21 protein-coding genes are annotated in these 22,570 nt (G+C 72.7%); 13 read left to right on the forward strand and 8 right to left on the reverse strand.

Annotated features, from left to right (window positions below):
• Positions 1-12: 12 nt before the first annotated feature.
• The 5 genes from ACZ5NW_RS05975 to ACZ5NW_RS05995 all read left to right on the forward strand — a co-directional run bounded on the left by ACZ5NW_RS05975 (position 13) and on the right by ACZ5NW_RS05995 (position 4,775).
• The gene (locus tag ACZ5NW_RS05975; protein ID WP_468742484.1) at positions 13-1,455 is read left to right on the forward strand and encodes an MFS transporter; all 1,443 of its coding nucleotides are present in this window, start codon (positions 13-15) and stop codon (positions 1,453-1,455) included.
• A gap of 110 nt (positions 1,456-1,565) precedes the next feature.
• Complete coding sequence (locus tag ACZ5NW_RS05980; RefSeq protein WP_468742485.1) at positions 1,566-2,027, forward strand: EVE domain-containing protein; 462 nt, start codon at positions 1,566-1,568, stop codon at positions 2,025-2,027.
• Positions 2,028-2,144: 117 nt separating this feature from the next.
• Complete coding sequence (locus ACZ5NW_RS05985; protein ID WP_468742486.1) at positions 2,145-3,512, forward strand: rhodanese-like domain-containing protein; 1,368 nt, start codon at positions 2,145-2,147, stop codon at positions 3,510-3,512.
• Positions 3,513-3,597: 85 nt separating this feature from the next.
• Positions 3,598-4,029 (forward strand): rhodanese-like domain-containing protein, encoded by a 432-nt coding sequence (locus ACZ5NW_RS05990; protein ID WP_468743002.1) that lies wholly within the window; start codon positions 3,598-3,600, stop codon positions 4,027-4,029.
• Positions 4,026-4,775: a sulfite exporter TauE/SafE family protein gene (locus ACZ5NW_RS05995; protein ID WP_468742487.1), complete on the forward strand. Its 750-nt coding sequence runs from the start codon at positions 4,026-4,028 to the stop codon at positions 4,773-4,775. The genes ACZ5NW_RS05990 and ACZ5NW_RS05995 overlap by 4 nt, the downstream gene beginning before the upstream one ends.
• Before the next feature lie 46 nt (positions 4,776-4,821).
• On the opposite strand, the gene ACZ5NW_RS06000 is transcribed toward ACZ5NW_RS05995, so the two are convergent.
• Positions 4,822-5,109, reverse strand: coding sequence for a metal-sensitive transcriptional regulator (locus ACZ5NW_RS06000; RefSeq protein ID WP_468742488.1), 288 nt, complete (start codon positions 5,107-5,109; stop codon positions 4,822-4,824).
• 82 nt (positions 5,110-5,191) lie between these two features.
• Between ACZ5NW_RS06000 and ACZ5NW_RS06005 the strand changes: the two genes are divergently transcribed.
• Positions 5,192-5,779: a rhodanese-like domain-containing protein gene (locus ACZ5NW_RS06005; RefSeq protein ID WP_468742489.1), complete on the forward strand. Its 588-nt coding sequence runs from the start codon at positions 5,192-5,194 to the stop codon at positions 5,777-5,779.
• Between the two features lie 117 nt (positions 5,780-5,896).
• On the opposite strand, the gene ACZ5NW_RS06010 is transcribed toward ACZ5NW_RS06005, so the two are convergent.
• Together ACZ5NW_RS06010 and ACZ5NW_RS06015 are read right to left on the reverse strand one after the other, a co-directional pair.
• Positions 5,897-6,157: a hypothetical protein gene (locus ACZ5NW_RS06010; RefSeq protein ID WP_468742490.1), complete on the reverse strand. Its 261-nt coding sequence runs from the start codon at positions 6,155-6,157 to the stop codon at positions 5,897-5,899.
• Between the two features lie 147 nt (positions 6,158-6,304).
• A complete protein-coding gene (locus ACZ5NW_RS06015; protein WP_468742491.1) occupies positions 6,305-7,201 on the reverse strand; it encodes an aminoglycoside phosphotransferase family protein in 897 nt (298 codons plus the stop codon).
• Between the two features lie 110 nt (positions 7,202-7,311).
• On the opposite strand from ACZ5NW_RS06015, the gene ACZ5NW_RS06020 reads away from it, so the two are divergent.
• Positions 7,312-8,367, forward strand: coding sequence for an LLM class flavin-dependent oxidoreductase (locus tag ACZ5NW_RS06020; protein WP_468742492.1), 1,056 nt, complete (start codon positions 7,312-7,314; stop codon positions 8,365-8,367).
• 36 nt (positions 8,368-8,403) lie between these two features.
• Here the strand turns inward: ACZ5NW_RS06020 and ACZ5NW_RS06025 are convergent, their stop codons facing one another.
• The 5 genes from ACZ5NW_RS06025 to ACZ5NW_RS06045 all read right to left on the reverse strand — a co-directional run bounded on the left by ACZ5NW_RS06025 (position 8,404) and on the right by ACZ5NW_RS06045 (position 13,975).
• A complete protein-coding gene (locus ACZ5NW_RS06025; protein ID WP_468742493.1) occupies positions 8,404-9,600 on the reverse strand; it encodes an NAD(P)/FAD-dependent oxidoreductase in 1,197 nt (398 codons plus the stop codon).
• A gap of 126 nt (positions 9,601-9,726) precedes the next feature.
• Positions 9,727-10,986: a glycoside hydrolase family 16 protein gene (locus ACZ5NW_RS06030; protein ID WP_468742494.1), complete on the reverse strand. Its 1,260-nt coding sequence runs from the start codon at positions 10,984-10,986 to the stop codon at positions 9,727-9,729.
• 282 nt (positions 10,987-11,268) lie between these two features.
• Positions 11,269-11,967 carry a helix-turn-helix transcriptional regulator gene (locus ACZ5NW_RS06035; RefSeq protein WP_468742495.1) on the reverse strand — a complete coding sequence of 233 codons (699 nt, stop codon included), beginning with the start codon at positions 11,965-11,967 and terminating at the stop codon, positions 11,269-11,271.
• 67 nt (positions 11,968-12,034) lie between these two features.
• Entirely contained in the window at positions 12,035-13,204 is a 1,170-nt protein-coding gene (locus tag ACZ5NW_RS06040; RefSeq protein ID WP_468742496.1) for a permease, read from the reverse strand.
• A gap of 105 nt (positions 13,205-13,309) precedes the next feature.
• Positions 13,310-13,975: a TetR/AcrR family transcriptional regulator gene (locus tag ACZ5NW_RS06045; protein ID WP_468742497.1), complete on the reverse strand. Its 666-nt coding sequence runs from the start codon at positions 13,973-13,975 to the stop codon at positions 13,310-13,312.
• A gap of 155 nt (positions 13,976-14,130) precedes the next feature.
• On the opposite strand from ACZ5NW_RS06045, the gene ACZ5NW_RS06050 reads away from it, so the two are divergent.
• From ACZ5NW_RS06050 to ACZ5NW_RS06075, 6 genes are all read left to right on the forward strand, one after another.
• Positions 14,131-15,561: an MFS transporter gene (locus ACZ5NW_RS06050; RefSeq protein WP_468742498.1), complete on the forward strand. Its 1,431-nt coding sequence runs from the start codon at positions 14,131-14,133 to the stop codon at positions 15,559-15,561.
• Positions 15,562-15,686: 125 nt separating this feature from the next.
• Positions 15,687-15,995: a heavy-metal-associated domain-containing protein gene (locus tag ACZ5NW_RS06055; protein WP_468742499.1), complete on the forward strand. Its 309-nt coding sequence runs from the start codon at positions 15,687-15,689 to the stop codon at positions 15,993-15,995.
• A 334-nt stretch (positions 15,996-16,329) separates the two neighbouring features.
• Positions 16,330-17,097, forward strand: coding sequence for an SDR family NAD(P)-dependent oxidoreductase (locus ACZ5NW_RS06060; protein ID WP_468742500.1), 768 nt, complete (start codon positions 16,330-16,332; stop codon positions 17,095-17,097).
• A gap of 181 nt (positions 17,098-17,278) precedes the next feature.
• Positions 17,279-19,093: an ABC transporter ATP-binding protein gene (locus ACZ5NW_RS06065; protein WP_468742501.1), complete on the forward strand. Its 1,815-nt coding sequence runs from the start codon at positions 17,279-17,281 to the stop codon at positions 19,091-19,093.
• A gap of 134 nt (positions 19,094-19,227) precedes the next feature.
• Entirely contained in the window at positions 19,228-21,351 is a 2,124-nt protein-coding gene (locus tag ACZ5NW_RS06070) for a SpoIIE family protein phosphatase (protein ID WP_468742502.1), read from the forward strand.
• 112 nt (positions 21,352-21,463) lie between these two features.
• On the forward strand, positions 21,464-22,546 hold the full coding sequence (locus ACZ5NW_RS06075) for a methyltransferase domain-containing protein (protein ID WP_468742503.1): 1,083 nt from the start codon (positions 21,464-21,466) through the stop codon (positions 22,544-22,546).
• Positions 22,547-22,570: the final 24 nt, after the last annotated feature.

The following is a 22,570-nucleotide window of genomic DNA, read 5'->3' on the forward strand; positions in this document are numbered from 1 at the left end:
CGAGGGAGAGCCGTGCTGCTGGAGAAGAGTGCCCAGGTCACCCGGGCCCATGGAGGGCGTTGGACAGCGCTGGCCGCGCTGCTGATCGCCGAGGCGATGAACCTGCTGGACGCGACGGTCGTGACGGTCGCGGCGCCGGTGATCCACGACGATCTCGGCGGCGGCCGGGCCGACATCCAGTGGTTCGGCGCCGCCTACACCCTGCCGTTCGCCGTGCTGCTGATCACCGGTGGCCGGCTGGGCGATCTGCTCGGACGGCGCCGGGTGTTCACCGTGGGAGTCGTCGGCTTCACGCTGGCCTCCGTGCTGTGCGCGCTCGCGCCCGCGGCCGGTCCGCTCATCGGCGCCCGGGCGGTGCAGGGGGCGGCGGCCGCCCTGGTCGTCCCGCAGACCATCGGCCTGATCCGCACCCTGTTCGACGGCGCCGAACTGGCCCGGGCCATGGGCATGATCGGCCCGGTGATGGGCCTCGCGGCGATCGTGGGACCGGTGCTGGGGGCCGGGCTCACCCACGCCGACCTGTTCGGCTCCTCCTGGCGGGCCGTGTTCCTCATCAACGTCCCCCTGGCGGTCGTCGTGCTCGTCCTGACGCCCCGGCTGCCCGCCCGCGCGGCCGAACCGCGCGGCCGGCTCCGGCGCCTGGACCTCATGGGAACCGGCCTGGCGGTGCTCGCCGCCACCCTGATCGTCTGGCCGCTCGTCCAGGGCGGCGACGGGGGCGGTCCGGCCTGGCGCTGGTACGCGTTCGCCGCGGGCTGCGCGCTGCTGACGCTGTTCGGCTTCCACCAGCGCCATCGCGACCGGACGGGCCGCACTCCGCTGATCGAGCCCGGCCTCTTCCGTGACCGCGGCTTTCCAGCCGCCCTCGTGACGTCCACGCTGTTCTTCGCCGTGACGAACGGGCTGATGGTGGTCGTCGTGCTCCAGGTCCAACTCGGCCTCGGCCGCGATGTGCTGACCGCCGGGTTCACCCTGGTGCCCTGGTCCGCCGCGATGGCCGTCGCCTCCTGGGTGTCCGGTGCCCGGCTGGTGCCGCGCTGCGGACCACGGCTGATGTTCGCCGGGCTGGCCGTGATGCTAGCGGGCCTGCTCGGTGCCATCGCCGTCTACGCCACGGAGGGCCCCGGCAGCCTCCCCTGGCCGCTCCTCGTCGCGCTCGCCGCCGTCGGCACCGGGAACGGCCTGTTCACGGTCCCCTTCTTCACCACCGCCCTGTCCCGCGTCCGGCCCCATGAGACGGGCTCCGCCGCCGGACTGCTCAACGCCGTCCAGCAGTGGGGCGCGACGCTCGGCATCGCCGTCCTCGGCACCGCGTTCCTCCACTCCCGGGGCGGCCCGGGCCACGGCGCCGGGGTGGCCTTCGCCCTCGCCGCCGCACTGCTGGCCGCCACCGCGGGTACGACGGCGCTCATGCTGGACCGCTCCCGCCAGGGGCGACGCATGACGCATACCTGACGGAAAGTGTCAGGTATGGCCGGGAGGCTGTGCGCGTCCGCAGGGGATCACAGTCCTTCAGCAGGGATCACAGACCTTCGGCAGGGCTTCCCATACCTTCAGGAGATGGCATGACCAGCGAACCCCCCACCCTCGTCGAGACCGCCCGCGCCTGGCTCGGTGTGGTGTCGGCCGAGCACGCCCGGCGGGCGGCCGGGCAAGGGTGGATCCAGCTCAATCACGGTGATCGGCGCAACCTGGCCAGGATGAGCCGGGGCGACGGCTTCGTCTTCTACTCGCCGACCGAGCGCAGGGGGGACAAGGCCAGGCTCCGCGCGTTCACGGCGCTCGGCGTCATCGCCGACGACGAGCCGTACCTCGCCGAGCAGCCCATGCAGATGGGCGCGAAGGGGGTGATACGGCCCTGGCGGCGCGCCGTCGACTTCGTGCCCGCGCACCCCGTCGATCTGTCCGGCGTCACCGGCGACCTCCTGCTGACCCAGCAGCGCGGCTGGGGCTACGGCCTGCGCTTCGGCCTCGTCCCGCTGGCCCTGGAGGACTACGAGGCACTGCGGGCCGCGATGACCCGATGACATGGCTTTGACCCTTCTTGTCGGGGCGCTCCCTGCCGCCGAAAATACCCCCGGGGGTACTCGTGCTACCGTCGATACATACCCCCGGGGGTAATGCTTCGCTGGAAGGGAGTCCTCGTGTTCTTCGTCGACACGATCGAGGTGTCCGGCCTCGGCAATCGCAGCTATCTCGCCGGCGGCGGGGACACCGCGGTCGTGGTGGATCCGCCGCGGGACATCGACCGGGTGATCGCGGCGGCGGCCCGGCGCGGGGTGCGGATCGCGTACGTCGTGGAGACACACCTGCACAACGATTACGTCACCGGCGGCCTGGAGCTGGCCCGGATCACCGGCGCCGCCTACCTGGTGCCGGCCGCCGCCCGCGTCTCCTACGAGCGGACCCCCGTCTCCGACGGCGACCGGACCGAGGTGGACGCCGCCGCCGGGCTGGACCTGCGCGCCGTGGCGACCCCCGGCCACACCCCGCACCACACGTCGTACGTGCTGGAGGAGCGCGGCACCCCGGTGGCGGTGTTCACCGGGGGCTCGCTGCTGATCGGCACCGTCGGGCGCCCCGACCTCGTCGAGCCGCGCCTGACCGAGCGGCTCGCCCGCGCCCAGCACGCCTCCGCACACCGCCTCGCCACCGAACTCCCCGACGAGACCGCGGTGTTGCCCACGCACGGCTTCGGCAGCTTCTGCTCCTCCGCGCGGGCCGGCGGCGGCGCCGACACGACGATCGGCAAGGAGAAGACGTCCAACCAGGCACTCCTGCGGGACGTCGACACCTTCGTCGCCGATCTGCTCGCCGGGCTCGACGACATTCCCGCCTACTACGCCCACATGGGACCCGCCAACGCCACGGGACCGGCGCCGGTCGACCTGACGCCGCCCGCCGTGGCCGACGCCGACGAGATCGCCGCCCGGCTGGCCGCGGGGGAGTGGGTGGTGGACTTGCGCAACCGCGTCGCCTTCGCCGCGGGCCATGTGCGGGGCTCGTTCAACATCGAGGCCGAGGGGCAGCTCGCCGTCTATCTGGCCTGGCTGATCCCGTGGGGCAGGCCCGTCACGCTCCTCGCCGAGTCGGCCGAACAACTCACCGCCGCCCAGCGTGAGTTGGTGCGGGTGGGCATCGACCGCCCGGCCGCCGCGGCCACCGGGGAGGCGGCGAGCTGGGTGCGGGACGGCGAGGACCTCGCCTCCTTCCGACGTGCCACGTTCGCCGGCCTCGCCGAGCGCTCCGGGGACGGGGTCGTCGTCGTGGACGTCCGCCGTACCGCCGAACGCGCCGGCGGATTCATCGACGGGTCGATCCACATTCCGCTCCACTCCCTGCACCGGCGCCTCGACGAGGTCCCCGCCGGTGAGGTGTGGGTGCACTGCGCGGGCGGGATGCGTGCCGCGATCGCGGCGTCACTGCTGGACGCCGCGGGCCGGGACGTCGTCGCCGTCGACGACTCCTTCGGCGCGGCCGAGCAGGCCGGACTGACCGTCCGCGTCCCCTGACGCCCGCCGGCACCCCCACCAGAAACAGGAACGAGCCCCCGCGATGAGCATCACCCGACGGGAACGGGCCGCCGCCCCGGCCCGGCTGAACATCCACGAAGCGGCCGCCCACACGGGCCACGCACCTGCCACGTACCGGGCCGCAGGCCCCGGCGGCATCACCGCTCAGGAGCGGAACGACGACCATGACAGCTCGGCGGACCGCGACAGCACCGCCGGTCTCCCCGACGCCGTACTGCTCGATGTGCGGGAGCCGTACGAGTGGCACGCCGGGCACGCGCCCGGTGCCGTGTCGCTGCCCTTTTCCGCGCTCGTCGCCGGTGCCGGGCTGCCCGCCGAGGCGCAGGCGCGGCCGCTGGTCGTGATCTGCCGGTCCGGCAACCGCTCCCAGCAGGCCGCGGCACTGCTGGCCGACCGGAGCGCCGACGCCGTGGACGTCGTCGGCGGCATGCTGGACTGGGTCGCGGCGGGACTGCCCGTGATCGACGGGCGCGGCCGGAACGGCACCGTCGCGTGAGCGCTCTGATACTCGCCCTGGCCGCCGGGGCCGTCATCGGTCTGGCGCTCGGCGCGCTCGGGGGCGGCGGCAGCGTCCTGGCCGTCCCCGCCCTGATCTATCTGCTCGGCTTCAGCCCCGTCGCGGCCACCACCGCGAGCCTGGTCATCGTGACCGCGACCTCGGCGACCGCACTGTCCGCACACGCCCGCGACGGTCATGTGCGCTGGCGTACCGGACTGCTGTTCGCCGCCGCGGGCATCGGCCCGGCACTGCTGGGCGGCGCGCTCGCCGGCCGGCTGCCGCAGGCCGCGATGACGGCGGCCTTCGCCGTGGTGGCGGGCGCGGCCGCCGTACGGATGCTCCGCGCGCGCCCCGCGGCGGACGACTCCGCCGCGCCGGTACGGGCGGGCCGCGCCGCGACGGCCGGCGCCGGCCTCGGCGCGGTCACCGGGATCCTCGGTGTCGGCGGCGGATTTCTCGCCGTACCGGCCCTGGTCGGAGTGCTCGGCCTGCGGATGCGGGCCGCCGTGGGCACCAGCCTCCTCGTCATCACCGTCAACTCGCTGGCCGCGCTGACGGCCCGCGCCGGCACGGTCGACGGCCTGGACTGGGCGGTGATCGGCCCGTTCGCCGGTGCGGCGGTCCTCGGCGCGTGGGACGGCAAGCGGCTCGCCGCGAAGCTGTCCGGGCGCGGCCTTCAGCGGATCTTCGCGATGGTCCTGCTCACGGTGGCCGCCGCGATGCTGATCGACGCGGTGATGTGAGGCATGCGGCATGCGGCGACCCGGGAGCAACCCGACGGCTGGGCGATCAGGCCAGCGACAGGAACAGCTTCTCCAGGCGGGCCCGCATCGCGGCCGGGTCCTCGCCGTTCGCGCGGCCGGACTCGATATCGATCACGCACTTCTGCAGACCGGTGGCGATGATCGCGAACCCGGCGCGGTCGAGCGCGCGGGACGCCGCCGCGAGCTGGGTGACGACCTCCTCGCAGTCGCGCCCCTCCTCGATCATCCGGATCACCCCGGAGATCTGTCCCTGCGCGCGCCGCAGTCGGTTCAGCACGGCCTTCAGGTCGTTGCCCTCTAGCTCCAGTTGCACGATCACTCCTTGAAAAATACCCCTAGGGGTACTGTACGTCCCGCTTCGGGACGGCGTCGACGACGAAGGATCACCCACCGACATGACCGCCCCCCTCGCCCCCGTCACCCTCGACACCGAGCAGGCCCGCACCCGGCTCGACGAGCTCACCGTCATCGATGTGCGCACGCCCGGCGAGTACGCCTCCGGCCATCTGCCCGGCGCCCTGAACATCCCCCTGGACCAGCTGCGCCGCGCGCTGCCCGAGATCCGGCACGCGGCGGAACGCGGAGACGTCCTCGTCGTGTGCGCGTCCGGCGTCCGCTCCGAGAAGGCGTGCGCGCTCCTGGCCGAGCAGGGCATCGTGACCGCCACCCTCGCGGGCGGCACCGGCGCGTGGGCCGCCGGGGGACACGATCTGCACCGGCCGGCGGCCTGCGAGACGCGGGTCCGCTGGAGCATGGAACGCCAAGTCCGGTTCACGGCGGGCACGGTGGTGCTCCTCGGCCTCGCCCTCGGTCTGCTCGTGCATCCGGCCTTCCAGCTGCTCTCGGCGGGCATCGCGGGCGGCTTGGTCTTCTCGGCCCTGACCGACACCTGCGGCATGGCGGCCCTGCTCGCCGGACTCCCTCACAACCGCCCCCGCCCGGCCGCCCTCGCCGCCACACTGGCGACACTGCGCGACCGCTGAGCATTCGCCGGATGGGTGGTGAGCCTGACGCGTCCTGAGCACGACCCAGGCGAGGCTGAGGGTCGACCGGTGGGTCGAGCGCGAGCGGCCGCCCGGAAGCCTATTGAGCGGCCGTCGTCAGGCCGCCTCGCCGCCGTGTTCGGCAGCCCCCGCCTGGCGCAGCAGCAGGTGGGCCAGGTCGCGTGCCTCGTCGGGGGTGAGCGCGGCCCACGCCCCGGGCTCGTCGCCCCGGTCGCGGCCCACGTCCAGGGCGAGCCGGGTGATCGGTCGGTCGGCGGGCGCGATCCGCAGACAGCGGACGGCGATCTTCCGTCCGCACCTGGTCACCACAGCGCCGTCCTCGGCCGCACGGGCCCACTCACGTCCTGCCGTCGCCATTTCTCTCTCCCGCTCCTACGCCGGTCCGATCCACCCGCCCCCGTCCCACCGGGCGGGGCGTCAGGAACAGCGCCGGCCGTGCCCGAATTGTTCCTGACGGCCGGAGCCGGCTTCAGCCCGAGGGTGCGCACGGGCGCCGGCGCCGCCTCACTCCATCGACTCCAGGAGGCGGTCGAGCGTCCGGCGCCCCATCGCGCTCATCGCCGGATTGCTGTCGACGTAGTACCAGACCACACCCATCGCCTGTTCGAACGCCCAGGCCTTGCCGCGCTCCCACTCCAGATCGTCACAGCCCAGTGCCCGCCGCAGCACCTCCCGAGGACCCGGCTGCAAGAGGTGCCAGGCGCCGACCAGATCCAGCGCGGGGTCGGCCGGGCCGAAGCCGCCGGTGTCGAGTACGCCGGTGAGCCGGTCTCCCGCGACGAGGACATTGCCGGGGATCAGGTCACGATGGCTCATCACGTCGGCACCGGTGCGCGGCAACTCGCGAAAGCGGCTCCACACCCGGCGCAGCCGGGGAACGTCGAGCATCCCCTCGCTCTTCTCGAAGCATTGCGCCATCCAGTCGTCGTGGTCGGGGAGAACACCGCCGCGACCCTCGCCGTCGAAGAGCCGCCCCCGTGTCTCGGCCGTCCGGAGGCCGGCGATGAAGGCCGCGAGGTCCTCGGCGAAGGCGTTCGACCCACTCGGGTCCGCATCGGAGGCGACGGTGCCCGGCAGCCAGGTCTGGACCGACCACGGCAGGGGGTAACCCGCTCCCGGCTCTCCCAGGGCGACGGGTTCCGGGACGGGGAAGCGGGACACCCGCGCCAGCTCCGCGCTCGCCCGGGCTTCCTGCCGCAGAGCCGCCAGCGCTTCGACGGGATCGGCCGCACGCAGCGGGAAACGCGCCGCGAGGTCGCCCCCGATGCGGAAGATGGCGTTGACCGTCCCGGTCGACGACAGACGGCGGATCGGCTCGTCGCTCCACTGAGGGAACTGTTCCCGGATCAGGGCCGCAACGGTTTCGGTGGTCACGTCCACCTGGTCGGCGTGCATGGTCATCTCTCACATGCTCTTCTACGCCAGGGGCCGGATCAACTGAGATTGGGCTTCGACCCGGGAACCTGCCAGCATGAGCGAGCTCGATCCGATCCCTCTGCCCTGGAGGCTCGATGCGTGCAGGTGTCGTCGTCGCCGCGCACCCCGGTGTGGAGGAACTCGCCGTACGGGCCGAGGAGTTGGGCTTGCGCAGCTTCTGGGTCAACGACACGCCGATGGTCCACGGTGACCCTTTCGTCGCCTTGAGCCTGTGCGCGAAGGCCACCCGTCGCATCCGGCTCGGGATCGGCGTGACCTCACCGGCGTTGCGCTCGGCCCCGGCCGCGGCGAGCGGGTTCGCCAGCCTCAACGCCCTGGCACCGGGCCGGATCATCTGCGGGGTCGGTACCGGGAACACCGCCCGGCGCACCCTGGGCATGCGGCCGACCACCTCGGCCGAGCTGGAGAGCTTCACCGCGGCGCTGCAGGATCTGTGCGCCGGGCGCTCGACCGAGTACCGCGAAGGAGAGCGGGTCCGCGACATCCGGTTCCTGCACGCCGGGGCGCAGGTGAACACCACCGATCCGATCGAGTTCGTCGTGGCCGCGCTGCACGGACCCAAGGCCGCGGCCGTGGCCGGCCGCCGCGGTGCCGGCCTCATCTCGTTCGGCCTGCTCGATCCCACCGCCTGGCAGGCCCTTCACGACACCCGCCGTCGGGCGGCCCACGGCACGCTCGGCGACCCCGGCTCCTCCGCGTACTCCTACGTGGTCACCGCGCTCCATCTGCTGGGCGACGACGAGGACGCCGACAGCGACGCGGCCCGGGACGCGACCGATCACCTCGTCCTGTCGCTGCTGGGCTTCGCCGCCGACACACCCGCCTTCGCCGAACAACTCGGCCCCGAACTGCGGGAGGCGGTGCGACAACTCCTCGACCGGCGTGGCACCACCGCCACCGCGCCGGACCGGTACACCAGGCTCTACCCCAACTACCTCGGACGCATCGCACCCCGGGACCGGGATCTGGTCCTGCCGTCGCTGATGAACAGCGTGGCCCTCGTCGGCACCCGCGACGACCTCCGCACCCGCGTCGCCGCCCTGGAGAAGGCGGGCGTCGACGAACTCCTCATCCAACCGGTGATCGACCCGCCCACCGAGATGGCGCGACTCGCCGAACTCCTCACCTGAGCGGCGCGCCACTGGGAGACCGTGCCAATCAGGCCCTCACAGGCGGCCGGTGAGCATCCCGTGCCAGTACACCGGCGGCAGCACGTACCGCTTGAACAGCCACATGTCCCGCCGTTCCTTGAAGGTGTCGATCAGCGGGAACGTCGGTGCGGGACGCAGGTCGTAGTCGAACTCGGCGAGCACCATCCGGTCGCGGGCGGTGACCAGGGGACAGGAGGTGTAGCCGTCGTACCGGCGTGAGGGCGCGCGGCCGTTGAGGACGTCCAGCAGGTTGGCGGCGACCACCGGCGCCTGCTTGCGGACGGCGGCTCCGGTCTTGGACGTGGGCAGGTGGGCCACGTCGCCGAGGGCGAAGACATGGCCGTGCCGGGGGTGCTGGAGGGTGTGCCGGTCGGCGGCGACGAATCCCTGCGGGCTCGCCGGATCGGCGAGCGGGCTCGCCTTCACCCAGTCGGGCGCGCTCTGCGGCGGTACGGCGTGCAGGAGGTCGTAGCCGATGGTCTCCTCGGTGCCGTGCGCGCGGTCGGTGACGGTGACCCGGCGGTTCGCGCCGTCGACGGCGGTCACCTCGGAGTTCAGGCGGACCTCGATGCCGTAGCGCTCGGCCGCCCGTTCCAGCACCCGGGACCACGCGGGCACCTTGAACAGCGCGGGGTCGGGGATGACCAGGACGACGCGGATGCGGTCCAGGACCTTCTGGCGGCGCCAGTGGTCGGCGGCCAGGTAGGCGATCTTCTGCGGGGCGCCGCCGCACTTCAGCGGGGTGGCCGGATGGGTGAAGACGGCGGTGCCCGAGCGCATCCTCTGGATGAGCCGCCAGGTGCGCGGGGCGTACTCCGGCGCGTAGTTGCTGCTCACCCGGTCGTGGCCGATCGCCTCGGCGAGACCGGGGACGCCGTCCCAGTCGAGCTGCAGGCCCGGCGCCATCACCAGGTGCGTGAAGGGGAGCCGGGCGCCGCCCGAGAGGGTCACCGTGCGGGCGTCGGGGTCGACGGCGAGGGCGCGCCGGCGGATCCAGCGCACGCCGTCCGGCATCACGGACCCTTCGGGGCGGCGCGAGCTGCGCAGGGGCGCCTGGCCGCCGCCCACCAGGGTCCACAGCGGCTGGTACCAGTGGGTGTCGGACGGCTCGACGACGGTGATGTCCATGACGCCGGCGCGGCGCAGCCGGGCGGCGACGCTGATCCCGGCACTTCCGCCGCCGATGACGGCGACCTCCGCCCGACGCGGCATGTCGTGGCCTCCTCACCCGCCCGTGGGGGTTCCCTCGGCGACGGTACGGCGGCCACGGAAGCCGCCGCACGACCTGTACGCGCCATTCACGGGGGAGCGAGGAGGCCACGCGGACGCCTCGTCGGGTCAGTGCTGCCAGACCCTCACGTAGTCGACCATCATGTCGGCCGGAGTGACCGTCGGACCGCCGTTCTGAGTGCCGACCCCGTTGTTGAGGATCAGGTACATCGGCTGCGAGGTGATTCCGGTGGTGATCTGTCCGACCTGCTTTCCGTCGTAGTAGTACGTGACGGAGCCCGCTTTCCATTCGGCGCCGTAGGTGTGCCACCCGGTGAAATCGCCGGAGGCGCAGCCGCCGGGGCCGCCCGCGTCGGAATGGAAGTGATAGCAGGCGTGACCGCTCAGCCCTTCCATGACGTCCAATTCACCGTCGGTGGGCCATTGCTGACCGTCGGTCCAGAATGCCGGCCAGTTGGAGATCTGGGAGTTGGAGCCCGGCGAGTAGATCCTCGCCTCGAAGGCGCCATAGGTGAACTGGGCCTTGCCGTTGCTCTCGACCAGACCCGAACGGTACGGGTACGTCGTGCCGTTGTTCGCCGTGGTCTGCTGCTGAATGGCCGTCAGATGCAGTGCGCCGCCGTTCACGCTGACCTGGGAGGGCGCGTAGGCGCCCTGCTCGGCGGAGTTGACCGGCTTGGTGATGCAGGTGGGGCAGCCCAGCCAGTTCGGGTTCCACTTGGTGGAGTCGAGCGTGGTGCCGCTGAACTCGTCACCGAACACCTGGTGCCAGGTGCCGGGGATGCCCAGCGGCGCGCCCGAGCCGGTCGGGGCGGTCGAGGTGGGCGCCGGTGTCGCCGTCTGCGTCTGCGTCTGCGTCGGCGTGGGCGTCGGTGTCGCGGAGGTGCTGGGCGCGGCGGTCGGGCTCGGTGACGTGGTCGTGGACGCGGTGCCGGAGGCGAACGTCTTCACCGGAGACAGGTCGTGCCAGATGCCGTGGGTCTTGTACGCCACGAAGTAGGTGTACGTGCCGGTGGGGAACGTACGGCTCCCCGAGGTGTAGGTGCTGGGGACGGCATCCACCCTCGCCGCCGTGGCACCGGGGAAATCGACGGTCGAACCGCTCGCGGACCGCGCCTTGACCGCCAGTTCCTGCACCTTGATCGTGCGAGCGGAATGCAGGGTCGCGGTGGCCGCGAATTGTCCGCCGGACACCGGCGACACGGAGAGGGAGTCGACGATCACATCGGCCGACGTCGATGTCGACGTCGACTGGGTCGCCATCGCCGTGCTTCCGGCGGCGATGATCGCGCCGGCGAGTACGAGGGGCGCCGCCTTCCGGGCCAGGGTGCGTCGGGGGCGGCGTCGTTTTCCATGGGGCATGTGCATGTGGTGCTGGACCTTTCCCCGCAGTCCGATGGTGGTCGTGTCGGGAATGGCCCGAACGGGAGTGGACTTTTGCGCGAGTCAATTCCTGATCGCAACCGTCGGAGATACCGCGAGGGCGGGTTCAAGAGGCCCTGGTGTTCTCAATTGCGTATGTGCTGGGGCGAGGTTGAGGAAATCCTGGCCCGACTTGTGAAGTGCGCCATAGGAGTTCCGCATTCCTCCATACGGGCTCAAATCGGGCAATGCCCCTCAAGGGGTGTGTAAATGCCCTGTGGAGACCCGCTACTCGGGGGATTCACCCGTCCGCAGTTCGACGCAGCAGGTCTCCCGGTGAGGGGTGAGGACGGCGGTCGTGGTCCCCGTGTTGCCCGAGGCGGCGAGATAGCCGCACAGGAAGGCGTGGTTCATGCCGCAGACCAGCTCGGGCGCCTGCTCGGCGACGGGGTGGAACGGGCAGTTGTGCAGCACGGTCCGCCCGCCCCCGGCGTCCGCCGGGTCGAAGCCCAGCATCTCCAGGAACGCGGTGACATCGCCGGTGTGGGCCTCGGCTCCCATGGCCGCGCCGCGTTCCCCGGCCACCCTGAGGGCCGCGTCACGTGCGCTCTCGCCGGGGCGCTGGCTGGTCACCGCCTCGGCCAGGACCGAGGCGAGCAGTTCGTGACGGCGGGGTGGAAGGCTGATCGCGACCGTGTGGGGATTGGCCACGTATACCTTCGGCGTACGGCCCACGCGGCGCGCACCGGCGTGTCCGTGCCGGGCCTGGAGCAGCCCCGACGCCACCAGTTTCTCCAGGTGGAAGGCGGCCAGCTTGCGCGAGATGCCCACCGCGGCGGACGCCTCCTCGCGGGTCACCGGGCGTGGGGCGCGCCGCACGAACTCCAGCAGCCGTCGCCTCGACTCGTCGCCCAGGACGGCGAGCGCGGCCATCGCGTCGACGCCGGTCGGCGGCGGGGAGGCGGCCGGCGTTGCATCGGACGTCACACGATCACCGTAACTCCGCGCGGCGGCGATGTGCGGACCGGCGGTACCGGCGGTGGTGTGCCGGCCGTCAGTGATGATGGGGCTCGTGCTCGTGGGCGGGCTCGTGGGCGGGCGCGTCGCCCATCATGCGGAGCATCGCGGGGCCGCCGGTGCGCAGGAACCGTACGACCAGGGCCGCGGCCAGCAGGAGGAACGCGATGTTGAGCCACGTGGTGTAGTTCCAGCCGACGCCCTCCTCGGGGATCGTCGCGTCCGCCTGGTCGGGCACCAGGCCGAGGCCCCCGAACACGAACTCGACCGCGTACCCGGCCACCGCCGCCGCGGCGAAGAACGTCCCCAGCAGGAACACCGCCATGCGGGCCCCGTAGTACTTCCGGTAGATGTTCAGGATCGGCAGGATCAGCAGGTCCGCGTAGATGAAGGAGATCACCCCGCCGAAGCTGATGCCGCCCTTCCACAGCACGACCGCGAGCGGGACGTTGCCGATGGAGCACACGAACGCGGCGATCGCCACGAGCGGTCCGATCAGCGGCCCGACCACCTTGGCCGCCAGCGGGTGGCCCTCCAGGAAGAAGGCGCGCCAGAAGTCGTCGGGCACCCACGCGGCGATCGCGCCCGCGATCAGCAGTCCGGCCACCAGGTCGCGCACGATCGCCGCCCACTCCATGACGAAGATGTGCGACACCGACGTGAAGCCGTCGCGGGACAGCAGCCGGCGGGCGAAGCCCCCCTCGCCGCGCACCGACATGTCCATCGCCGCGTGCCCCTCCATCGACCCCGCGATCCCGCGTTCGGCCTGTTCCCGCGCCTGGCGCAGCAGCCGCTCGCGCAGGAACACCCGGAACAGCACGGCGAGGACGACGATCATGACCGGGCCGCCGGTGAACTCCGCGGCGGTGAACTGCCAGCCCATCAACAGGGCCAGGATGACGCCCAGTTCGATCACCAGGTTGGTCGACGCGATCTCGAAGGCCATGGCCGCCGTGAAGTCCGCGCCCTTGCGGAACAGGGAGCGGGCGAGGGCGACGGCCGCGTAGGAGCAGGACGACGAGGCCGCGCCGAGCCCCGCGGACACCGCGAGGGTGCGGGGGCGGTCGTCGCCGAGCAGCCGTACGACGGTCGCGCGGCGCACCACCGCCTGCACCACGGCCGACAGCGTGAAGCCGAGGATCAGCGCCCAGGTGACTTCCCAGGTCATCGAGCCGGCGATGAACAGGGCGTCTGTGATCGCCTCCATCATGGGGACCCTTCGCCGTGCCGGACGGTCTGGGGGTGAGTATCCCCCAGGGGGTATGTCACACCCTCCCGACGCGGCGGAGCGCCGGCCTCGGGGCGGCGGCCGTCAGTCCCGGTCGTGGCCCGGCGCGTACCGGCCGAGGAACATGTCGACGCCGCCGCTGATCAGTCGCTCGCTGAGGTCGTCCTCCAGGGACGTTCCGTACGCGCCGAACACCAGGTGGGGGTAGAGCAGCAGCGCGTACAGCTGGAGGATGGCGACCTCCAGGTCGGGGATGTCCAGCCGCCCCTGATCCACCAGGTGCTGCAACGCCCCGGCCACGGCGGGGTGATGGTGCTCGGGTCCGGAGCCGTGCCAGACCGTGCCGAGTTCGGGGAAGCGGTGCAGTTCGCGGGCGACGACATTGCGCAGGGTGATGATGTCCGGGTTGGCGCGGATGCCGTCCACCCAGGCCCGGGCCACCGCCACGAAGGCCCCGCGCAGGTCGTCGCTCTCGGTGAGACGGCCGAGGGCGTCGACCGGGGCGGCGCCGAGCGGGGCGTCGAGCGCGTCCTTGATGACCCCGATGAACAGGGCCTCCTTGCTGCCGAAGTGGTTGTAGACGGTCACCTTGGACACTCCGGCGGCCGCCGCGATCGCGTCCACGCTCACCTCGAAGCCCTCCCGCAGGAACAGCTCGCGGGCCGCCGTCACGATCGCCTGCCGCTTGGCCTCGGCACGCGGGCCGGCGGGGCGCTGTCTGGCGGACGGGGCGGCGTTCGGTGCGGTCATGACGGCAGTCTACCCAGCATCTGAACTGAACGGTTGAGTTCATATGAACTGAGCCGTACAGTTCACTTGATGAGGGTGGCGGAGAGAACCGGGCCGCCGTCCCTCCGGCCGCCGCGCCGCGCCACGCCCCCTCAAGGCCGTACGGAGGAATCGTCATGAGCCACGCCCCGCACACCCTGCCCGCGGAACACGCCCCGGCGCCCCCGCCCGTACCGCGCCGCTGGACCCTGCTCGCCGTGCTCTGCCTGGCCCAGTTCATGCTGGTCCTGGACGTCACGGTGGTGAACGTGGCCCTGCCCGACATGGCCGCCGACCTCCACCTCGGCCGTGAGGCCCTCACCTGGGTCGTGACCGCCTACACCCTGTGCTTCGGCGGACTGATGCTGCTCGGCGGACGGCTCGCCGACGCGCTGGGCGCCCATCGCACCGTCCTCGCCGGCCTGGCGGTGTTCACCGGCGCGTCCCTCGTCACCGGGCTCGCCGACGGCGCACCCCTGCTGCTGACCGGCCGCGTTCTGCAAGGCATAGGGGCCGCGCTGCTGTCCCCGGCCGCGCTCTCCCTCGTCACGACCACCTTCCACGGGCCCGAGCGCAACAAGGCCCTCGGCGTCTGGGCGGCCCTCGGCGGCACCGGCTCGGCCGTCGGTGTCCTGGTCGGCGGCGCGCTGACCGACGGCCCCGGCTGGGAGTGGGTCTTCTTCGTCAACGTCCCCGTCGGCGTCCTCGCGCTCGTGACGCTGCCCGCACTGCTCCCGCGCCGCGCACCCCGGCCCGCGCGCCTCGACCTGCCCGGCGCCCTGCTGGTCACCTCCGGCACAGGGGCGCTCATCTACGGCCTGGTCGAGGCGGGCGACGCGGGCTGGGGGAGTGCGACCGCCGTCCTGCCCCTGCTCGGCGCCCTGGTGCTCTACGCCGCGTTCGCCGCCGTCGAGCGGGCGAGCCGGGCCCCGCTGATGGACCTGCGGATGCTCACCCGGCGCCCCGTGGTGGCCGGCGCGTTCCTGATGCTCGTCGCCACCGCCCTGCTCATCGGGTTCTTCTTCCTCGGCTCGGTCTACCTCCAGCACCTGCGCGGCTTCAGCCCGCTGCGGACCGGGCTGGTCTTCCTTCCCGTCGCCGTGGCCACCGGCGTCGGCGCGCACCTCGGCTCGCGGCTCGTCGGCCGGATCGGCAGCCGGGTCACCGCGGTGGCGGGGCTCGCGCTGGCGGCGGCCGGGACGCTTCCGCTGGCCTGGCTCCCGGCGGACGGCAGCGTCTACGCGCGGCTGCTGCCGGGGCTGGCCGTCGCCTCGCTCGGGGTCGGCGCCGTCTTCGTCACCGCCACCACCACCGCGCTCGCCCTCGTCGCCCCCGAGGAGGCCGGTCTCGCCTCCGGCGTCGTGAACACCTTCCACGAGGTGGGCGGGTCGATCGGTGTCGCGGTGCTGTCCACCGTCGCCGCCTCCGGCATCGAGCGGGGCTCGGCCGACGGGTTCCGGGACGCCTTCGCGCTCAGCGCGGCCGTGGCCGCGCTGGCCGCCCTGGTGTGCCTGGTCCTCGTACCGCACACCAGGCCGCAGCCGACCGGCGTGCCGCACGCCCACTGACCGCCGCGCTCTCCCGGGCGCCGCTTCCCTTCCATACCCCCTGGGGGTATAGTCCGGGTGTGTGAGGGCGGCGTTCCCGTGGCCCTCCGGCAGTCCATGCCCGTACCCATAGCGAGGATCACGCCATGACCACTGAGGCGAACACCACGACCACCACCGGCTCCTGCTGCGGCGGCTCGTGCGGCTCCGGTGCCTCGTCCGAGCTCCGGATCCAGGCTCCGGGCGTCACCACCGTCTACAAGGTCTCCGGCATGACCTGCGGCCACTGCGAGGGCGCGGTGTCCGGGGAGATCTCCGCGCTCGACGGCGTCACCTCCGTCACGGCCGTCGCCAGTTCCGGCGAGGTGACCGTCGTCTCCGCCGCCCCGCTCGACGAGGAGGCCGTCCGGGCCGCCGTCGACGAGGCCGGATACGAGCTCGTCGGCCGCGCCTGACGCGCCTGAGCCGGACGGGTGAGGCCGCGGGCGCCCTGGCGGCCGGACCGCCCGCGCCTGTGCCGGACGGGTGAGGCTGCGGGCGCCCTGGCCGTCGGGCCGTGCACGCCCGCGCCGGACGGGGTGAGGCCGCAGGTGCCCTGGCCGTCGGGCCGCGCATGCCCGCGCCGGACCGGCGAGGCCGCGGGCGCCCTCGCCGTCGGGCCGCGCGCGCCCACGCCGGATGATCTTCACGAGGAGCCGAACCGTATTCTGACGGCGGCAAGGAACGCCTGTTCGCCGCCGGGGCCGTGAGGTCCCGGCGGTCGCCCTCGTCCGATCGAAAGGCATCCGCATGCAACTGCCCGCTTCCGGCCGGCGCGTCCTCGTCAGCGGCGCGTCCCGGGGTCTCGGCCGCGCCGTGGCACAGGCGTTCGCGGCGGGCGGTGACCGGGTCGCCGTCCACTACGGCTCGCGCGCCGAGGACGCCCGCGACACCCTCGCCTCCCTCGCCGGAACGGGCCACATCCTGGTCGGCGGCGACCTCGCCGACCCGCGCGGTGCGGCCGCGGTCGTGGACGAGGCGGCGGAGACGCTCGGCGGGATCGACGTCCTCGTGAACAACGCGGCCGTCGGCTTCCGCCACCCCTTGCCGGAGACGCCCTACGACGAGTGGGTCGCCGTCTGGCAGCAGCACGTGGCCGTGAATCTGCTCGCCACGGCCAACCTCAGCCACCTCGCCGCGCGGCGGATGATCGACCAGGGCACCGGCGGCAGGATCGTCAACATCGGCTCCCGGGGCGCCTTCCGGGGCGAGCCCGACCACCCCGCCTACGGGGCGACGAAGGCCGCGGTGCACTCCCTGGGCCAGTCGCTCGCGGTCTCCCTCGCGCCCTACGGCATCGCCGTCGCCTCGGTCGCCCCCGGATTCTTCACCTCCGAACGCGTCTCCTCCCGCCTCGAAGGGGAGGAGGGCGCCGCGATCCGCGCCCAGAGCCCCTTCAACCGGGTGGCCACCCCCGAGGAGATCGCGGAGGCCGTCCACTGGCTCGCCTCACCCGCCGCCGAATGGTCCTCGGGAACCATCCTCGACCTCAACGGGGCTTCATATCTGCGCAGTTGAACGAGCGGCGCCCGCCGCGCCCCCCTCGGCGGGCGGAAAAACGCGTGGACTCCGATGGCGCCCTCGCGGGACACTGCGATGTCTGATTGGCCCGGATTCACACGTTGGTGCCGCCGTGCGTCGCGCGAGCGGTCCGACGTGAGCCATGTGGCGAACTGCCGTACGAGAACACAGGGCTGGGATGGGATCGCCTCAATCGTCCAGTGAATCGGTGCGCAAGGGCTCCGTGCTCCTCGCGCTGCGCTACTACGGAAGGGAGTTGGCCCGGCTCCGACGCCTCACACTGCCCGGACTGCTGCTGCCCGCGCTCGGAAACATCGGCATCAGCTATATCGCGCCGCTGATCGTGGCGAAGCTCGTCGCCCGGATCGCCGACGAGCAGGACATCGGCGTCGGTACGACCTGGCCGTACGTCCTCGGCTTCACCGGCGTCCTGCTGTTCGCGGAGACGCTGTGGCGCATCGGCATGCACTGCCTGAACCGCCTCGACGCCCTCGGCATCGAGCAGTTGTACGTCATCGGCATGGACGAACTGTTCGCCAAGGACGCCGCGTTCTTCCACGACAACTTCGCCGGATCGCTGACCAAGCGGGTCCTCGGCTTCGCCTCCCGCTTCGAGGAGTTCGCCGACACACTGGCGTTCCAGATCGTGGGCAGTTTCGTGCCGCTGGCGTTCGGCTCGGTGATGCTCTGGCGCTACGACCCGCTGCTCGTCGTGGGGCTCCTGGCGATGATCGTGGTGACCGCGCTGGGCGCGGTGCCGCTGATCCGTCGCCGTCAGGCCCTGGTCGACCGGCGCGAGGAGGCCATCGCCCGGGTGTCGGGCCATGTCGCCGACGTCCTGATGAACATGGACACGGTCCGGGCGTTCGCCGCGGAGGCCCGCGAGGCCGCGGAACACCGGTCCCGCGTCGCGGCGTCACGGCGGCTCACGCTGCGCTCCTGGGACTACCAGAACCTGCGCATCGACACCTTCATCGCGCCGATGTCCGTGCTGACCAGCGCGCTCGGGCTGGTCCTCGCGGTCGCGCTCGCCGGGAGGGGGCACGGCGTGGAGGCGGTCGTGGTCGCCTTCACGTACTACTCCAACGCGACCCGGATCATGTTCGAGTTCAACCAGATCTACCGCCGTCTGGAGAGCTCGATGACGGAGGCCGCGCAGTTCACCGAACTGCTGCTGACCGGGCCGACCGTGGTCGACCCGCCGGCGCCGGAGCCGCTCGGCTTGCGGGCCGCCGACGTCCGCTTCGAACAGGTCACCTTCACCCACGCGGGTGCGGAGCGGCTGTTCGACGGCCTCGACCTGGCCGTGCCCAGCGGGACGAAGATCGGGCTCGTCGGCCGCTCCGGCGGCGGCAAGACCACCCTCACCCGGCTGCTGCTGCGGATGACCGACATCGACTCCGGCCGCATCCTGATCGGCGGCCAGGACATCAGCCGCATGCGCCAGGCCGATCTGCGCGGACTGATCGCCTACGTGCCGCAGGAGCCCGCCATGTTCCACCGCACGCTGCGCGACAACATCGCCTTCGCCCGGCCGGACGCCACCGACGCCGAGATCCGCCGCGCGGCCGAGGCGGCGCACGTCGTCGAGTTCGCCGAGACGCTGCCGGACGGCTTCGAGACCCTCGTGGGCGAGCGGGGGATCAAGCTCTCCGGCGGTCAGCGGCAGCGCGTAGCCCTCGCCCGGGCCATCCTGCGCGACGCGCCGATCCTCCTGCTCGACGAGGCGACCAGCGCCCTGGACTCCGAGAGCGAGCTCCTGGTCCAGGAGGCGCTGTGGCGGCTGATGGAGGGGCGGACCGCGCTCGTCGTCGCGCACCGGCTGAGCACGGTCGCCGGCATGGACCAGCTCGTGGTCCTCGACCGAGGACGGATCGTCGAGCAGGGCACCCACCAGGAGCTGCTCGCGACGGACGGCGCCTACGCCAAGCTCTGGCAGCACCAGTCGGGCGGCTTCCTCGACGACACTCCTGAGGCCGCCGAACTGCACTGACCACGGGCGTGTGCCGCGACGCCGCCCGCCGCGGCACATGCCCGAGCCCGCCCGGCGCACGACAATGGGGACCGTGGGGCCGGCCGCGCGGGGCCGGTCAGAGCAGCACCGCGGCGCGGCGTGCGGAGGTCGGGATGGCCGGGTTCGAGGAGCCACCGGGTCTCATCGGGACGCCGGACGACGCCCTCGACGAGGTGCTCGGCGGCACCGTGCACCGCACCGGCGCCTCGGTGGGCGCCCTCTACCTGATCGACGAGGCGGAGGGCACGCTGCGCCTGGTGGCCGTGTGCGGGCTGCCCGTGGAGTTCACCGTCCCCTGGCAGCGGCTGCCGCTGACCGCCCCCGTGCCGGTCGCCGACGCGATCCGGGACGACCGGCTCGTCTGGGTCGGCGGCCAGGACGAGATGGCCCGCCGCTATCCGCGCGCCGCCGTGGTCCTGCCGTACCGCTTCACCCTCGCCGCGTTCCCCGTGACCGGCGTGCGCCGCCGCTGGGGCGGCGTCGTCCTGATGTGGCCCGCCGACCATCCCCGGGACCTCACGGCCCGCGAACGCGCCCACATCACGACGAACGCCACCGCCCTCGCCCGGATCCTGGACGGCACCGCCCGCCCGCCCTCCCTGCCCGACCGGCCGCGCGTCGTCCCCGGCAGAACCACCCCGCGCCCCCCGCAGACCGGACCGGCGGCCGCCGACTACGCCGAACGACTCCCCGAAGGCGCCGTCGCCCTCGACCTCGAAGGCAGGATCACCTTCCTCACCAGCACCGCCGCCCGACTCCTCGGCCGGGACACCGGCCGGCTGCTGGGCACGCGCCCCTGGCAGGCCCTGCCGTGGCTGGACGACCCCGGCTACGAGGACCGCTACCGCACCGCGGTCGTCAGCCGCGCCCCCGTCTCCTTCATCGCCCTGCGCCCCCCGGACCACTGGCTCACCTTCCAGCTCTATCCGGACGCCAGCGGCATCAGCGTACGCATCACCCCGGGGCAGGAGCAGACCGCGGCCGCCCCGCCGCCGACCGGCTCCCGCGACTCCGCCACCGCCGCCACCGGACGCCTCTACCAGTTGGTCCATCTCGCGGCCATGCTCACGGAGGTGGTCAGCGTGCGCGACCTCGTCGAGCTGATCGCCGGAGAGGTCCTGCCCGCGTTCGCCGCCCAGGGCCTGGTGCTGTCCGCCGCGGACGCCGGCCGGCTGAAGATCATCGGCTCGCACGGGTACGACCCCGACGTCATCCGGCGCCTCGACGGCCTGCCCCTGGACACCGGCCTCACCCCCGCCGGACAGGTCCTCGCCACCGGAGTCCCCGCGTTCTTCGCCGAACCGGCCGACATGGCCGAGGCCTATCCGGGCGCTCCCCGGATCAGCGGCAAGCAGGCCTGGGCGTTCCTCCCGCTGATCATCACGGGCCGCCCGGTCGGCTGCTGCGTCCTCTCCTACGACCGTCCCCACCCCTTCACCGCCGACGAACGCGCCGTGCTGACCTCCCTGGCGGGACTCATCGCCCAGGCGCTGGACCGCGCCCGCCTCCACGACGCCCAGCACTCCCTCGTCCAGTGCCTCCAGGACGCCCTGCTGCCACGGACGCTGCCGACGGTGGCCGGCCTCGACATCGCGGCCCGCTATCTGCCCGCCACCCACGGCCTCCAGGTCGGCGGCGACTTCTACGACGTGCTCCGCCTCGACGACACGACCGCCGCGGCCGTGATCGGCGACGTCGAGGGCCACAGCATCGCCGCGGCCGCGCTCATGGGTCAGGTCCGCACCGCCCTCCACGCCCACGCGAGGGCCGGGGCGCCTCCCGACCAGGTGCTCGCCCACACCAACCGGCTGCTCACCGAGATGGACTCCGAGCTCCTCGTCTCCTGCCTCTACGCCCACGTCGACCTGGCCCGTGGCCGTCTCACCGTGGCCAGCGCCGGGCATGTACCGCCCCTGCTGCGCGAGGCGCCGGACCATGCCCGGGTGCTGGACATCGAATCGGGACCGCTGCTGGGCATCGACACCGACGCCCGCTGTCCCGTCACCACCGCACCCCTGCCGCCCGGAGCCGTCCTGGCCCTCTACACCGACGGCCTCACCGAGATCCCGGGCGCCGACGCGGCCCTGACCACGGAGGCGCTCGCCCGCCACCTCGCCGACACCGACGAACCTTTGGACGCCCTGACCGACAGCCTCGTCCACCGGGCCTGGCCCGACGCCCAGCCCACCGACGACATCACGATCCTCCTGCTGCGCCCCACCGGCCCCACTGCGTAGGCCGCCTCGCGGCGTCCTCGTTTCGTAAGGGCTGCCACCCTCGATCCGAAATAGTGTGGAAACAGTCAATTAGCCGGTTATGTCCGGTCAGCAGCCGTCCCAAGGAGCGATCATGTCGAGTCCCGAAGCACAGCAGGCGCCGCTGGACGAGGCGGCGCGGGAGGCGTTCGCCGGCGAGGTCGTCGACGTGCTCAACAAGGCGGCCCTGGCGCTGCTCATCAGCGTCGGCCACCAGTGCGGTCTCTTCGACACCCTGGCCGGCCTTCCCCCGTCGTCCAGCGCCGACATCGCCAAGGCGGCCGACCTGGACGAGCGGTACGTACGCGAATGGCTCGGCGGCATGGTCGTCGGCGGCTTCGTCACGTACGAACCCGAGGGGCGGACCTACCACCTGCCGCCGGAGCACGCGGCGTCGCTGACCAGCGCCGCCGGCCCGGACAACCTGGCCGGCATGATGCCGTACATCGCGCTCATGGGAGAGGTGGAACAGCAGGTCGTCCGCTGCTTCCGCGACGGCGGCGGAGTGCCGTACTCGGCCTACCCGCGCTTCCAGGCGCTCCAGGCCCAGGAGACCGCGCGCGTCTACGACCTGGCCCTCGTGGACGCGATCGTGCCCTTGGTGCCGGGGCTGACCGACCGCCTCCGGGACGGCATCGACGCCCTCGACGTGGGCACCGGGCAGGGCCACGCGCCCCTCGTCCTCGCCCGCGCCTTCCCCGCCAGCCGCTTCCACGGCCTGGACCAGTCGGAGTCCGCCATCGAGGTCGCCCGCGCCGAGGCGGCACGCACCGGTGTCCCCAACGTGGGCTACACCGTGGCGGATTCGACCGACATCACCGGCCGGTACGACCTCGTCACCGCCTTCGACGTGATCCACGACCTGGCCCGGCCCGCCGAGACGCTCACGGCGATCGCCCGCGCGCTGCGCCCCGGTGGCGTCTTCCTCATGGGCGACATCGCCGCCTCCAGCGAGCTGGAGCAGAACGTCGACCACCCCTTCGGGCCCGCGCTGTTCGGCTTCTCCGTCTTCTACTGCATGACGACCTCCCTCAGCACCGGCGGAGCCGGCCTCGGCACCGCCTGGGGGCAGGAGACGGCCGTCCGGATGCTCGGCGAGGCCGGGTTCGACACCGTCGACACCAAGTCCGTCGAGGGCGATCCGATCAACGTCTACTACGTCGCGACCAGGAGCTGACCTGGCGTCCGGGGGAAGGGGACC

It is taken from the genome of Streptomyces sp. NPDC032126 (assembly GCF_055580085.1).

Excerpts from the sequence above, each read along its gene's own strand:
- ACZ5NW_RS06030 (WP_468742494.1), bottom strand. The coding sequence starts at position 10,986 with ATGCACATGCCCCATGGAAAACGACGCCGCCCCCGACGCACCCTGGCC.
- ACZ5NW_RS06050 (WP_468742498.1), top strand. The coding sequence starts at position 14,131 with ATGAGCCACGCCCCGCACACCCTGCCCGCGGAACACGCCCCGGCGCCC.
- ACZ5NW_RS06045 (WP_468742497.1), bottom strand. The coding sequence starts at position 13,975 with ATGACCGCACCGAACGCCGCCCCGTCCGCCAGACAGCGCCCCGCCGGC.
- ACZ5NW_RS06060 (WP_468742500.1), top strand. The coding sequence starts at position 16,330 with ATGCAACTGCCCGCTTCCGGCCGGCGCGTCCTCGTCAGCGGCGCGTCC.
- ACZ5NW_RS05980 (WP_468742485.1), top strand. The coding sequence starts at position 1,566 with ATGACCAGCGAACCCCCCACCCTCGTCGAGACCGCCCGCGCCTGGCTC.
- ACZ5NW_RS06020 (WP_468742492.1), top strand. The coding sequence starts at position 7,312 with ATGCGTGCAGGTGTCGTCGTCGCCGCGCACCCCGGTGTGGAGGAACTC.
- ACZ5NW_RS06015 (WP_468742491.1), bottom strand. The coding sequence starts at position 7,201 with ATGACCATGCACGCCGACCAGGTGGACGTGACCACCGAAACCGTTGCG.
- ACZ5NW_RS06010 (WP_468742490.1), bottom strand. The coding sequence starts at position 6,157 with ATGGCGACGGCAGGACGTGAGTGGGCCCGTGCGGCCGAGGACGGCGCT.
- ACZ5NW_RS06065 (WP_468742501.1), top strand. The coding sequence starts at position 17,279 with ATGGGATCGCCTCAATCGTCCAGTGAATCGGTGCGCAAGGGCTCCGTG.
- ACZ5NW_RS06025 (WP_468742493.1), bottom strand. The coding sequence starts at position 9,600 with ATGCCGCGTCGGGCGGAGGTCGCCGTCATCGGCGGCGGAAGTGCCGGG.
- ACZ5NW_RS06075 (WP_468742503.1), top strand. The coding sequence starts at position 21,464 with ATGTCGAGTCCCGAAGCACAGCAGGCGCCGCTGGACGAGGCGGCGCGG.
- ACZ5NW_RS06040 (WP_468742496.1), bottom strand. The coding sequence starts at position 13,204 with ATGGAGGCGATCACAGACGCCCTGTTCATCGCCGGCTCGATGACCTGG.
- ACZ5NW_RS06055 (WP_468742499.1), top strand. The coding sequence starts at position 15,687 with ATGACCACTGAGGCGAACACCACGACCACCACCGGCTCCTGCTGCGGC.
- ACZ5NW_RS06070 (WP_468742502.1), top strand. The coding sequence starts at position 19,228 with ATGGCCGGGTTCGAGGAGCCACCGGGTCTCATCGGGACGCCGGACGAC.
- ACZ5NW_RS06005 (WP_468742489.1), top strand. The coding sequence starts at position 5,192 with ATGACCGCCCCCCTCGCCCCCGTCACCCTCGACACCGAGCAGGCCCGC.